Source organism: Helicobacter sp. WB40 (genome assembly GCF_027859275.1).
GTDB lineage: Bacteria > Campylobacterota > Campylobacteria > Campylobacterales > Helicobacteraceae > Helicobacter_D > Helicobacter_D ibis.
The window spans coordinates 20,573-33,255 of record NZ_JAQHXS010000013.1 but is presented as its reverse complement, the minus strand read 5'-3'; the positions used below and the strand labels follow the sequence as shown (position 1 = coordinate 33,255).

The 12,683-nt window shown below is 32.1% G+C and carries 13 protein-coding genes; 8 read left to right on the top strand and 5 right to left on the bottom strand.

Features of this window, described 5'->3' with window-relative positions:
* Window positions 1-234: 234 nt before the first annotated feature.
* The gene (locus tag PF022_RS08360) at window positions 235-1,110 is read right to left on the bottom strand and encodes a penicillin-binding transpeptidase domain-containing protein (protein WP_442908591.1); all 876 of its coding nucleotides are present in this window, start codon (window positions 1,108-1,110) and stop codon (window positions 235-237) included.
* Window positions 1,111-1,448: 338 nt separating this feature from the next.
* Between PF022_RS08360 and PF022_RS08355 the strand changes: the two genes are divergently transcribed.
* Window positions 1,449-1,973 (top strand): hypothetical protein, encoded by a 525-nt coding sequence (locus PF022_RS08355; protein ID WP_271023517.1) that lies wholly within the window; start codon window positions 1,449-1,451, stop codon window positions 1,971-1,973.
* A gap of 184 nt (window positions 1,974-2,157) precedes the next feature.
* Here the strand turns inward: PF022_RS08355 and pseI are convergent, their stop codons facing one another.
* A complete protein-coding gene (gene pseI, locus PF022_RS08350) occupies window positions 2,158-3,174 on the bottom strand; it encodes a pseudaminic acid synthase (protein ID WP_271023516.1) in 1,017 nt (338 codons plus the stop codon).
* A 66-nt stretch (window positions 3,175-3,240) separates the two neighbouring features.
* On the opposite strand from pseI, the gene PF022_RS08345 reads away from it, so the two are divergent.
* A complete protein-coding gene (locus PF022_RS08345) occupies window positions 3,241-3,513 on the top strand; it encodes a hypothetical protein (RefSeq protein ID WP_271021995.1) in 273 nt (90 codons plus the stop codon).
* On the opposite strand, the gene PF022_RS08340 is transcribed toward PF022_RS08345, so the two are convergent.
* Together PF022_RS08340 and PF022_RS08335 are read right to left on the bottom strand one after the other, a co-directional pair.
* Entirely contained in the window at window positions 3,514-4,797 is a 1,284-nt protein-coding gene (locus PF022_RS08340; RefSeq protein WP_271021994.1) for a coproporphyrinogen III oxidase family protein, read from the bottom strand.
* A gap of 84 nt (window positions 4,798-4,881) precedes the next feature.
* A complete protein-coding gene (locus tag PF022_RS08335; protein ID WP_271021993.1) occupies window positions 4,882-5,088 on the bottom strand; it encodes a hypothetical protein in 207 nt (68 codons plus the stop codon).
* Between the two features lie 122 nt (window positions 5,089-5,210).
* Between PF022_RS08335 and PF022_RS08330 the strand changes: the two genes are divergently transcribed.
* The 6 genes from PF022_RS08330 to dxr are packed head-to-tail and all read left to right on the top strand — an operon-like array spanning window position 5,211 to window position 11,455.
* On the top strand, window positions 5,211-7,721 hold the full coding sequence (locus PF022_RS08330) for an AsmA-like C-terminal region-containing protein (protein WP_271021992.1): 2,511 nt from the start codon (window positions 5,211-5,213) through the stop codon (window positions 7,719-7,721).
* 8 nt (window positions 7,722-7,729) lie between these two features.
* The gene (locus PF022_RS08325) at window positions 7,730-8,485 is read left to right on the top strand and encodes an exodeoxyribonuclease III (RefSeq protein ID WP_271021991.1); all 756 of its coding nucleotides are present in this window, start codon (window positions 7,730-7,732) and stop codon (window positions 8,483-8,485) included.
* Window positions 8,478-8,927 (top strand): rRNA maturation RNase YbeY, encoded by a 450-nt coding sequence (ybeY, locus tag PF022_RS08320; RefSeq protein ID WP_271021990.1) that lies wholly within the window; start codon window positions 8,478-8,480, stop codon window positions 8,925-8,927. The genes PF022_RS08325 and ybeY overlap by 8 nt, the downstream gene beginning before the upstream one ends.
* Window positions 8,927-9,529, top strand: a complete 603-nt coding sequence (locus PF022_RS08315) for a metal-dependent hydrolase (RefSeq protein WP_271021989.1) — start codon at window positions 8,927-8,929, stop codon at window positions 9,527-9,529. The genes ybeY and PF022_RS08315 overlap by 1 nt, the downstream gene beginning before the upstream one ends.
* A 17-nt stretch (window positions 9,530-9,546) precedes the next feature.
* A complete protein-coding gene (locus PF022_RS08310) occupies window positions 9,547-10,320 on the top strand; it encodes a phosphatidate cytidylyltransferase (RefSeq protein ID WP_271021988.1) in 774 nt (257 codons plus the stop codon).
* 1 nt (window position 10,321) lies between these two features.
* Entirely contained in the window at window positions 10,322-11,455 is a 1,134-nt protein-coding gene (gene dxr / locus PF022_RS08305) for a 1-deoxy-D-xylulose-5-phosphate reductoisomerase (RefSeq protein ID WP_271021987.1), read from the top strand.
* Between the two features lie 118 nt (window positions 11,456-11,573).
* On the opposite strand, the gene PF022_RS08300 is transcribed toward dxr, so the two are convergent.
* The gene (locus PF022_RS08300; protein WP_271021986.1) at window positions 11,574-12,599 is read right to left on the bottom strand and encodes an isoaspartyl peptidase/L-asparaginase family protein; all 1,026 of its coding nucleotides are present in this window, start codon (window positions 12,597-12,599) and stop codon (window positions 11,574-11,576) included.
* Window positions 12,600-12,683: the final 84 nt, after the last annotated feature.

The window sequence follows — 12,683 nt, the reverse complement described above, 5'->3', positions numbered from 1 at the left end:
CATGAATTAGCACATCTAATTGACACAAATCACTCTAAGGAATTTTTATCGTTATCTTACTTGCTATATGAGTGATTGGCAAAAAAGAAAAGAACTATTAGAAAAACTAGAAGTATAGTTTTATAAAAAGGTGGCAAATAATTCCTCTATGCTACTCTTTTTATAGTTTTCAAAATCTTTAAAATCACTTATGCTTTTATTGTAGTAAAAAAGATAAATTTCGATTCTTTTTGACTATACAAAGCCAATAGCTCCCAAATACTCTTTTACAAATTCAATTTGCACTCTTTGTGGGAGATTGTGTGTTTTTGTATATTTTTCTAAGCTTTTAGAATCTGCATTAAAAGCAAAGGTATAACGAACCTTGTGAGAAACTCCTTTAAATTTTGTATCCCCTGCAATCTTACCCTTTGTGCTAGAAGCAACCTCTACAAACCCCACAAACCATGATATCCCAGAGTTATCCCATTTGCTTAAGCCTGTTTTACCATAAATAGTATATTCTTTGGTGTCTTCTAGTTTTATTATCTTAATCACCTCTTGCTGTGCCTTTTTAGATACCGGTAGGCTAAGATTACTTAAGCTAGTAATAAGTTCTAATTGCTCTAATGCATTAATTTGCAAACTATCATCAAGCCAAAAATCATCGATATTCTTGCCAATCTTTTCATTTCCATAATGGAGCTTATACAGATAGCTTTGCATTTTCTCCCTACCAATCTTTCTTGCTAACTCTTTAAATGCAGGGACTTGTGAGATTTGCATACCGCTTTTAAGGCATGCATCACTTCTCCAAGATTCCAAACTTACAGGCTTTCCATCATAGTGATAAAAAATATCCTCACTATCACGCATGATACCTAGATCAAGCCCAATAAGTGCATTATAAATTTTAAAAGTAGAGGCAGGCATATAACGCACTTTGGCTCTACTTGTATCATTGCTTATAAGCTTTCCTTGCATATTTATAATAATTGTGCTTTTGATATCATATTTGCTAAAAAGCTTTTGCAAAGTAGAGTTAGTTTGCAATTTATTTGTAGAATCTATATTTGTATTTGCATAGGCTATGCTAAAAAGCAGTAAAAAGATTAAAGAGAGTTTTTGTATGGGATTCCTTATAGGTTTTGTTTGCACAATATAGCTACAAAATACTTTTATTATATTAATAAAATTAAATTTTATACTATGCAAAAAATTAGTATAACATGTTTAAGGTTTGATTAAATATTTAAAGTTAGAGAAATAAAGTGACAGAGTTAAAATATGAAATAAAAATAATTAAAGATTTTTGCATAAATAAATTTAAAAAGATATCAAATAGTGATAATGTTTCCTTTCTTCATGTTTTTTGGCGCAGAATTTAGAAATTTACACAAATAAAAAAGATGAAGAATATGACAAGGACACATTTTGCATATATAAAATGTTTGATATAAATATTTTGTGTGTCAAAAAGGAGAATCCTAAGGATTATATACCTAGTAAGTATTGTAGTCTATGAGACTACTAGGGCAAATTACAATGCTATATACATCAATAATAAAGATGAGCCCAAAATATCAGACAAAGAAATATCGCAAAAGCTAAGAGGAAGTTTCACGCTAAAGATTGATTTAGATAATAGCTATGATAATCCTGATATTAGAGTTATTTTTTCAGAGAAAGGCTTTTTATTGCAAGACAATTATGGTGATCAAATAAATAAATTTGAATCTTCACTTATGATGTTTATATTATCACTAGCTTATCTTGAGAAAATAGAGAGTTTTTTGCATCGCACTGCAAATATTATAAACAATAAAAATCATAGCGATTTTATTAGCTTTAAAAAAGATTTTGATTATTTTAATTTGAAATATTTTTTAATAATCCAATATGTTATAACCATCAGCAAAAATATGCAATATGGAAAGTTTTGTTTAAATATTATGATATATCATAAACACATAAAGAAGTTAAAGTCCAACTAGAAAATCTGCTAGACATCTTATATATAGAGCAAAAAGAACAACAAGAAATAAAAGAAGCGACAAAAGAGGCAAAGCAAAAGAAGGTAGAGTTTATACTAATTATTCTAGGATTTATCATTACCCTTGCTTCGCTAATTAGCACTTATAAGGATTTAAGTGAGCTTTTGGGTTAAAGGTAAGTTTATTAACTTTCAAAATCACTATTTTGTAGCGGTTCTCCCATGTTAATATTTTTTGTAGCTTTTTTGCCTAATATCTCGTGCATCATTTTTGGTGGTAGTCCATAGCCCGGTCTTATGGATTTTATATTGTCTCTTGTAAATGCTTCACCTTTTTTTATGTCTTTTATAGCAAAGAGTGATCTCATAAAGATTCGTCCATCAATTTGCTTTTGGCTTAATTCATAGCTCCCATTTCCTAGCAGTTCTTCTACTTCTTGAATCTTTTCTGTCATTTTTTTAAATTCATCTGGCTCTAGGCTAAATGTGCTATCTACGCCACCTAGATTCCTATCTAGTATGAAGTGTTTTTCAATTACCTTTGCACCTAGTGCTACTGCTGTTATTGGTGCAGTGATGCCTAGTGTGTGGTCTGATAGTCCGACTTTTATATTAAATTCTTTGAAATCTTCTTTTAGTTTTGGTATTAGCATTAGATTTGCTTCATTTAGTGGTGCTGGATATGAGCTTGTGCATTGAAGCAGGGTTATATCACTTACATTTTTGCAAACTTCTAGTGCGTCATGTATTTCTTCTTTTGTTGCTATTCCTTTTGAGATTATGATTGGTTTTTTGGTCTGTGCAATATATGAAATTAGTTCTAAATCAACTATCTCAAATGAAGCAATCTTGTAAATTGGATTATTTATAGATTCTAAAAAATCTACACCTTCTTTGCTAAATGGAGTAGAAAAGCACACCAATCCTAACTCATTTGCATAATCAAATAGCTCTCTGTGCCACTCCCATGGCGTCATGGCTTCTTTATATAATTCATAATAATTTCTATCATTCCATATAGTGCCTTTTATTTTAAAATAATCTAATTTTGAATCAATAGTCATGCATTGTGGTGTGTATGTTTGGAGTTTGATTGCTGAAGCACCAGAAACCTTGGCGGCTTTTATTGTTTTTAGTGCTAGATTCTTATCTTGATTGTGATTTGCTGATAATTCTGCTACCAAAAATGTGCTTGTCTGCATTTTTATCCTTTTGCAAAATAATTTTTATTAAGATTATAACTTAAAATTGTTACTAGGAATTGACTGATGTTTAAAAGAATGATTTTTATGGGGTTTGTGTTTGTTTTTAGTGGTTGCGATGTTGGTGAAGAAAAGCTAAAAGACATGGCAAAAGATTCAGGTATCACTGATGTGTTAAAAGATAGCTTAAATGAAGTAGATAAGTTCTTAGAGGATAATAAAACACAAGATTTTATAAACAATCAAATGGATAATTTAAAAAAGGGTATAGACAAGCTTGAATCTTATCTAGATTCAAATGCAACTAGCAAAAAAGATATGGAGACAATTTCTTTATAGTTACATATCTTCTTCTTTTAGTGCGGCTCTTGATTCCTCTCGCACTCTATCCATACCTATGTAAAATTCTTTCATCATTGATAAAAACAGATATTTTCCTTGCATTGTAGGGAAATAGCTATCGCCTTGTTTGTATATATTTTTGGTTAATTTTAAAAATAAAATTTCTTTAAATAAGTCTATCTCCATGTTTGAATTGTATTTTTCTTTGAATCTTTTTATATTTGCTTCTCCTCCAAATAGCTCTACCATTAGCCTATATTGCAGTCTTGCTTTTTTTGAATACTTTCTTTCTCTAGCTATTCCCATTTGTTTGTTTTGTATTTTTTGTGAGTATTCTTTTAGGGAGAATGTATTTACATAAAGTGTGCCATCTAAAAAGCTAAAAGAACCAGAACCTATACCTACATACTCATCGTTATCTACTACATATTCGTCAAAAATCTCTTTTTCTTTATATGAAAATGCCCAGCTAGATAGCTGTGTGAAGTCATCTTTCATGGTATCTAAAATTTGCTCATATAATCTTGCTTCATTATCTAGGCTGACTAATCCCATGGAACGCTTTATTGCACTTTTTACCGATGGTGATGACATTAGCGGATAGATTGATACTTGATTTGGTTTTAGATTCTTTATAGTTTGCAGGTCATAATCTAGCGTTTTTTCTGTTTGGTTTGGGAAGTTGAAAATTAAATCCACATTTAATGTAGGTAAGATTCCTATGGTGTTTTCTAGTCTTTTTATAATTTCATTGCCACTGCCAAACTTATCATATCTGCTTACTTTTTTTAAGATATTATCATCAAATGTTTGAACGCCTATTGATAGCCTATCCACAAGTCCTCTTAGGCTGTATAGCAAGTCTTTGTGCAGACTATTTGGGTCTCCCTCGCATGATACTTCTTTTATGCCAAATAATTTTCTTGCCAATTCTAGTGTTTTGCAAAGTTCATCTGGCAAAATAGCAGTAGTCCCTCCTCCTACATAAATTGAGCTAAAGTCATAGCCCAAGTCCTTTACCATTTGCATTTCTTCTCTTAATGACCTAAAATATGCTCTTGCCTTGTCTTCTTGGAATATGAATCTATTAAATGAACAATAAGTGCAAATAGTCGCACAAAATGGCACATGCATATATAAAAGATACTCTTTGTCTTTAGTCTTTTGTTCATTTGGAGGAGGTAGTTTTGTTAAATTTGTTTTTTGTAAATGTAAATAATTTTTTGTAGAAAAACGCATAATAGCGTCTATGAATCTTGTAGAAACATTGTTTTTTATCATAATCTCACCCACACCTAAAAATGTGGAATTATACGAAAAAACCTTGAAAAAAACTTTATAGTGGCAGTAGCACACAAGGTGCTACTAAGCCATTATATCAAGCTGTGAAGTTGGTGCAGATACTTGTGGAGCTTGTGGTGCTGGAGTTGCTTGTGTTTGCATGCTTGCGCTTGCACCTTGCATACCACTAAGTAGAGAATTCATTAAGTTCTCTTCTGTATCCATAGCCTTTTTCAATACGCTTAAATTTCCACTAGCCAATACCGAGCTGCTGTTGATTCCAGATATCATAACAGACTCCTTGTGTTAGTTTATGCATATCTTAATTGATATAGCACACTTATATATCGTCTTTTTTTGCAAAATTTTTAGGTAAAATTTAGTCTTTTATTTTTTTGCATAACGAGGCTTGTATGAAAATTTTGAAAATTATTTTGTATGTTGTTGTATTGTTGTTGGTTATGATTATTGGTGTTGTAGCATGGTTGTTTTCTGATAGTGGAAATAGATTTTTGAAAAACAAAATTACAGAAATTGCAAATAAAGAAGCACCAATAGGATTAGAATTTACACACTTTAAGCTTGATTTTGGTTCATATGCATTTGTGATTACAGACAATGCAGATTCCAAAATAGCTCTTAGTGGGGAGTTTGATATATTTTTAAATACAAAAGCCAAGCTAAATGCAATAGTAACAGACCTATCTCCTTATGAATCATTGCTTGGAATGAAGTTAAATGGCGGTTTAAGTTTTAATGGAGATATTGTTAAAGATTCTAGCAATATAGATGTAAAGGCAGAATTATTAGCGTTTAATAGTGTTATTAATGCTGATGTAAGTATGGTAGATTATAAGCCTAGTAGATTATTTGTAAATAGCAAAGATGGTATTAATATTGCTTCCCTTTTATACTTTTTAAACCAAAAGCAATATGCAACAGGACAGATTCTGCTAAATGCTGATATGGATATTTCGAATCTCCAAGCTCCAAGTGGAGGCTTTAATATCGCCTCACAAGCAATTAGACCAAATGTAGCACTCTTAGAATCTGATTTTGGTGTATCGCTACCAAAAGATGCGATAAAATTAGCCATACAAGGAGAGGCTAAAAATAGTGCTAATGGTGGGATTATAGTGTCTAATATTTTGGCTAGTTCGAGTTATTTGAATATAGATTCCAAAGGACTTACTTTAAGCTTGAATGATAATTCAACCAATGGAGTTATAAATGCATCATTGCAAAAGATAAAAGCAAGCGGTTTTTCTTTGAAAGATAAACTTGGCTTAGCTTTGACACTAAAATCAGATAAGATAAATAATCAACAAGCACTAATATCTATAAATGTAATTACAAATCCTATTTTGGTACACATTGAAATGCCAAATTATGCACCAAAAAACATCGTGCTAAGTGGCGAGAATCTGTCCTTAAAAGAGATTTTACACTTTGCATCGTTGCCATATGATGCAAAGGGAAATATAAACTTTGGCTCTACTATTAGTAATATCAATACAACAAATATGTCATATAAAATACAAGCAAATGTAAAAAGCAATATAGAATCTTTAGTATTTGATGAACTAAATTTGGCAGATAATAATTATTTTAATGCCGATATTAATGGTGATTCTAAAAAAATACAAGCAAATATTAGTAGCAATTTATTTGATTCAAAAATGGAAGCTAAGGCGAATTTAGAAAATTATGCACCAACTTTTGCAAATATAAATTTAAAGAATCTAAACTTACAAAAACTTGCAAAACTGCTAAATTACAATGCTAATGGCTTTTTAGATGCTAATGTTAATATCGATGATTTTACTAAATTAAATGGTAAGTTTGATATTTCCTCAAAGCAGATTAATATAACTAAAAGCACTCTAAATTCATTAAGTGGAATGGAGTTTAAAAAAGACATTTCTTTTAAGCTAGATGGAAGTGGCAAGTTTAACAATGGTAGTGGCAATGGAGAGATAGATATTAATGGGGATTCCATTGCTTTAAGTCTAAATGATATAGTAGCTGATATAAATAGCAATACTTATGGAGTTAATTTTAAATTCCATACTCCAAAAGTAGAAGATATAAATCCTCTAAAGATGAATCTAAATGGAAAACTAAGCCTAAGTGGTAAAGCTGGGCTTAGAGATAATATCCCTTATGCTTCTTTACAAAACAATGACTTTGGGACTTTAAATGTTGATTTTGAAAATGAAAAATTAAAGCTAGTGGGCGAGAATTTAGATGTCAAAAAATTAGCAGACTTTAGCGGAAATGGCAAGATTATAAAAGGTGGCAAATTAGATATGTTGGCTAATTTGGACATAAAAAGCAAAGATATGCTAAAGAATCTAAATGGAAATGTTCTGCTAAGAGGCGAGAAATTAGAGCTATATAGCATTGATATAGATGCTTTAGCAAATAGCTTTGATAGTGCTACTAATATTAATTTATATGATATTGGTGCTATGGTTGTAGCTGGTCCATTAGGATTTGTTGCTACTAAGGGAGGCTCAATAGGCAAGAATCTTGGTGGCATGATTGAAGGTAAAACGGCCATTAGAGAGCTAAATGCTGATTTTAATTTGAAAAATGGTGTTATGCATACTAGTGATGTTGCGTTTTCAACTGGCAAGACGAGGATTGCTGCACTTGGTGCTATTAATTTAAACACAGAAAGTTTTCAGAATTTTTCAATCGGGCTTTTAGATGATAAAAATTGTGCTAAATATGAACAAAAAATTAGCGGAACTTTGAGCAATCCTAAGTTTGAAGTTACAAAAAGCACGATAGAAAATGCACTAAGCGTTGCGGCTTCCTTATTTGATAAAATCAAAAAAGGTTCTGGCGATATTCTTAGAAAACCAAAGGAACAAAGCAATGAAAATTGCACACCATTTTATAGAGGCGTAGTAAAATAAGGAGATATATGAAGTTAATATCATGGAATGTAAATGGGCTTAGAGCGTGTATGAATAAAGGATTTATGGATTTTTTTAATGAAATTAATGCAGATATTTTTTGTATCCAAGAATCTAAAATGCAACAAGAGCAATCAACTTTTGAGTTTAATGGTTATTATGAGTTTTGGAATTGCGCTATAAAGAAGGGATATTCAGGTGTTAGCATCTTTAGCAAGATAAAACCTCTAAGCGTAGAATATGATATGGGCATTGAACATCATGATAAAGAGGGCAGAATCATAACTGCAGAGTATGATGGGTTTTTTTTGGTTAATGTATATACTCCAAATTCAAAACGAGAGCTAGAGAGATTGGATTATAGAATGGAGTGGGAAGATGATTTTAGGGTTTTTTTAAAGAATTTAGAGCTTAAAAAGCCTGTAATTGTGTGTGGGGACTTAAATGTAGCACACAAAGAAATCGACCTAAAAAACCCAAAAACAAACAGAAGAAACGCAGGATTTACCGATGAAGAGCGAGAGAAAATGAGTGTGCTTTTAGATTCTGGTTTTATTGATACTTATAGATATTTTTACCCCGATAGAGAGGGGGCATATAGCTGGTGGAGCTACATGGGTAAAGCAAGGGAGAATAACACTGGGTGGCGTATTGATTATTTTTTATGCTCAAATTCTCTAAGTAGTAAGCTAAAGAATGCAAGTATATATCCACATATTTATGGAAGCGATCATTGTCCTGTTGGATTGGAGCTAAATGTGTAGCGTAGATTTTGATAATCAAACTAACTTTAGCTTTAGTGATGAGTTTTTAGCCACAATACATAGAATCTTTTGTAGATTGTGTTCTGATTTATCGCTAGAGGATAAGACGTGTGAGCTATTAATAGTATCAAACCAAACAATACAAGAGCTAAATAGAGAATATAGACAAAAGGATATGGCAACTGATGTCTTATCATTTCCGCTTTTAGCAGAGGCTTCAGTGATTCTTGGGAGTATTGTTATATCGCTAGATTATGCTAGAAGTGGGGCAGAAAAGTTTGGACATAGCATAGAAGATGAGATTTTTATTTTATTTATTCATGGCGTTTTACACCTTTTAGGATATGACCACGAGGTTGATAATGGCGAACAAAGAGAGAAAGAAAAGGAGATTATAGAAACTTTCAATCTTCCTGCAAGTTTGATTGTGCGAGAAATGTAATGCTTGGTAAAACACATATTGCATTTGCACTTGGTGCTACTTCTAGTGTTGTTTATGTGGCTTCTTTAGGTGGTGCTTTATTGGATGTTGGCGAGGTTTCATTATTTTATTTGGCAGTTGCATTTGGGGCGTTATTACCAGATATAGATGAGCCAAACTCAACATTAGGGAGAAAAACGCTTGGAATTTCAAATATAATCAAGACCATTTTTGGGCATAGAGGCTTTACTCATAGTGCGTTTTGCGTGTTTTTCTTGTGTGCTATGTTGATATTTTTGTATGTATTGCTTGAAGTAGAGGTGTTTTTAAATTCTGTTAGTAGTTTTCTTGGAGAGTATGGGGTTACTTTATCTAGTGAGAGTGTATGGATTTTGTGTTTTGGGCTTGTTTGTGGATATGTCTTACACATAGCTGGAGATATGCTAACTATAAGCGGTGTGCCTATATTGCTACCATTTAGAACTAAGAGTTATTTTTTGCTTCCAAAGCCATTTAGGTTTAAAACTGGAGGTGTATTTGATTATATGATATGTGCTTTTAGTGTCGCGCTTTTTGGGTTTATAAACTTTAAAATATATGGCATAAATCTTGCTATAATCTAGGAAATAAGGGGGTTTATATGTTTGCTAAATTTGAGTCTACTAAAATATATACAGCACTTTTTATGCTTGTTGTTACAATTGTTGTTTTGTTTTTTCATAGCCCATTTTTGATTTTTAGTGTGCTTGGAATCTTATTTATCATTGGGTTTATTGAAGCATATAAGTTGTATGTCAAACAAACTGCTGGAATCTTGTTTATATCACTTGCGGTTATATCGTGGTTATCTATGTATGCACTAGAATCTATGGAGTTTATTTTTGTTGTATTGGTTGTATTAGCCTCTATACAAAGCTATACAAAAAGGGGCTCAATACAGCAAGCAATGCCATTTATATATCCTGCAATCCCATTTTGTTTTTTGTATTTTTTGTATATTGATTATTCTATATTTGCATTAGTGTGGCTTGTCGTAATTGTGGCTTTAACTGATAGTTTTGCGTATTTTGGCGGTAGGAGCTTTGGGGGGAAGTTTTTTGCCAATAAAGTCTTTTGTCAAACTTCGCCAAACAAAACAAAAGAAGGTGTGCTAATTGGTGTTTTAGTCTCTACATTTATAAGCACAATAGTTGGGCTTGGTTTGTGTGGGTTTTTTAGTGCTTTATTTATATCTTTTGTTGTTAGTGTGGCTAGTGTGTTTGGCGATTTGTATGAGAGTTATTTAAAAAGGCGTGCTGATGTTAAAGATAGTGGAAGTTTATTCCCCGGACATGGTGGTGTGCTAGATAGATTAGATGGATATTTCTTTGGCGGAATTATTCTTTACTTTTTGCTAAATGTATTGAAGGGATAGCATGATAGTGCTTGGTTCTACTGGATCAATAGGTGTTAATTCGTTAGAAATTGCAAAATTATTTAATATTGAAATAGAGGCATTATGTGCTGGTTATAATATCGAGCTATTAAATAAACAAATAAGAATCCATAATCCAAAAATAGTAGTAATTGCAGATAAAAATGATAAGGGCAAAATTATTAAGGAGTTTAATGGAAGGCTTTATTTTGGTATAGAAGGCGTATTAGAGTGCTTGGCTATCTCATCTAGCAGTCTTGTGATAAATGCTTTTGTTGGGACTTTTGGGTTGTTACCCACGATAGAAAGTATGAGGCAAAATAAGATTCTAGCTTTAGCTAATAAGGAATCTTTAGTGATTGGTGGTGCATTTTTGGATACTTCTAGGATTATCCCTATTGATAGTGAGCATTTTAGTATTGCTTATTTATTAAACAATCAGCTAATACAAGAGAGAAAAAAATTTAAAAAACTATATATCACTGCTAGTGGAGGGGCTTTTAGGGATACCCCATTAAATGAAATATGTGGCAAAAAGGCAATCCATGCACTAAAGCACCCTAATTGGAAAATGGGACAAAAAATCACAATAGATTCAGCTACTATGATGAATAAACTCTTTGAAATACTAGAGGCTTATTGGCTATTTAATAGCAAAAACTTAGATGCTTATATAGAGAGGAATTCCCATATACATGCATTAGTTGAGTTTTGGGACGGAAGTGTGGTGGCTCATTTTGCTAAGGCAAATATGCAGTTTCCAATTGCATATGCAATGGCTAAGGCTTTAAAATTAAGCGAAGATGAATTATCTAGTTTTTCTAATCATAGCTTTGTAGATTCTATTGATTTATTAAATGTTAATTACAAGCTAGAATCCATAGATACAAATAGATACAAAGTGTGGGGATTTAAAGAATTAATGCTTGATAATCCAAAGTTAGGTGTGGTTTTAAACGCGGCAAATGAAGTTGCAGTAAAGGCATTTTTGCAAGATATAATTCCATTTGGTCAAATATATAACATAGTCTCTTCTGCACTGGATAGATTCTGTGATGTAAAGCCAAGTAGCATAGAAGAGGTGCTTTTAATAAATGATGAGGTGGAATCTTTTGTTAGAGGGTTAATTGTGTGATTTAGCTTGGTTGTATTTTGGTTGCACTAATAGCGTTGTTAGTTACAATGTGGTAGCTTCAAAGTTATATTTGGAATCTTGCAAGCCCTTATATTAAGGGCTTGCAGTTTTTTAGAATCTATTTTGCTAATGGCCAAAATACCTTTGGTTCTTCACCGATTCTTGCCTCTCCATGATACATGCCTAGTGAATCTTTTGTCCATGCATAGCCTACATTCCCCTTTTTGTCTATGCTTATAATGCCGCCTGTGCCACCTATTTGTGCTACTTGCTTTATTGTTTCTTCTGCTGCTTTTTGTATTGGTAGATTTTTGTATTTATACAAAGATGATACCTCATGTGCTACAGATACTCTAATGTATATATCTCCAGTGCCTGTGCATGAAACTGCTACTGAATCGTTATTTGCATAGTTGCCAGAACCTATAATTGGTGAATCTCCAATTCTTCCAGTCATTTTATTTGTTGTGCCTCCTGTGCTAGTTCCTGCAGCTAGATTGCCATTTTTATCAAGTGCTATTGCACCAACAGTTCCTAGATATGGCTTTGCAAGATTGGCACTAGTTTTTTCATTATCACTATCAAGTAGAGTTTTTTGTGCCTTTTTTGCGTCTTGTAGTTGCTCATATCTATGCTTTGTGTAGAAATATTTTTGCTGAACCATTTCTAGCCCATTTGCTTTAGCAAGTTTATCAGCACCTTCACCAGCTATTAAAGTATGTGGAGTTTTATCCATTACAACTTTTGCTGCTTCTATTGGGTTTTTGATATGTCTAGCCATTGCTACTGCACCTGCATTTAGTGTTTTGCCGTCCATTATTGAAGCATCTAGTTCATTGAATCCATCAGAAGTAAATACAGCACCTTTCCCAGCATTAAAAATAGGACTATCCTCCATTATCTTTATTGCTGTAATTACTGCTTCTATAGATGTTCCACCATTTTCTAGTATTTTCTGCCCAGCTTTTAGTGATTCTTTCATCACTTTTTCTCTTGCTTCATAATCCTTTTGTGATAATTTTAGATTGCTTGTGCCACCATGTATTACTATTATTGGCTTAAAATTTTCTGCAATAGCAAAATTACTAAAAGAGATTCCGCATATGAAACATAATGCGATTTTTTTGATGTTTTTTAAATTCATTACCAACCTCCAAAACTAAAAATAAAAAACTCAAAATTATACCAAAACGAAAATAAGCAATATAGAAGTAAAAATTAAATGCTA

Coding starts and splice junctions, on each gene's coding strand:
- PF022_RS08340 (WP_271021994.1), bottom strand. CDS start 4,797: ATGATAAAAAACAATGTTTCTACAAGATTCATAGACGCTATTATGCGT.
- pseI (WP_271023516.1), bottom strand. CDS start 3,174: ATGCAGACAAGCACATTTTTGGTAGCAGAATTATCAGCAAATCACAAT.
- PF022_RS08300 (WP_271021986.1), bottom strand. CDS start 12,599: ATGAATTTAAAAAACATCAAAAAAATCGCATTATGTTTCATATGCGGA.
- PF022_RS08335 (WP_271021993.1), bottom strand. CDS start 5,088: ATGATATCTGGAATCAACAGCAGCTCGGTATTGGCTAGTGGAAATTTA.
- PF022_RS08325 (WP_271021991.1), top strand. CDS start 7,730: ATGAAGTTAATATCATGGAATGTAAATGGGCTTAGAGCGTGTATGAAT.
- PF022_RS08345 (WP_271021995.1), top strand. CDS start 3,241: ATGTTTAAAAGAATGATTTTTATGGGGTTTGTGTTTGTTTTTAGTGGT.
- dxr (WP_271021987.1), top strand. CDS start 10,322: ATGATAGTGCTTGGTTCTACTGGATCAATAGGTGTTAATTCGTTAGAA.
- PF022_RS08330 (WP_271021992.1), top strand. CDS start 5,211: ATGAAAATTTTGAAAATTATTTTGTATGTTGTTGTATTGTTGTTGGTT.
- ybeY (WP_271021990.1), top strand. CDS start 8,478: ATGTGTAGCGTAGATTTTGATAATCAAACTAACTTTAGCTTTAGTGAT.
- PF022_RS08315 (WP_271021989.1), top strand. CDS start 8,927: ATGCTTGGTAAAACACATATTGCATTTGCACTTGGTGCTACTTCTAGT.
- PF022_RS08310 (WP_271021988.1), top strand. CDS start 9,547: ATGTTTGCTAAATTTGAGTCTACTAAAATATATACAGCACTTTTTATG.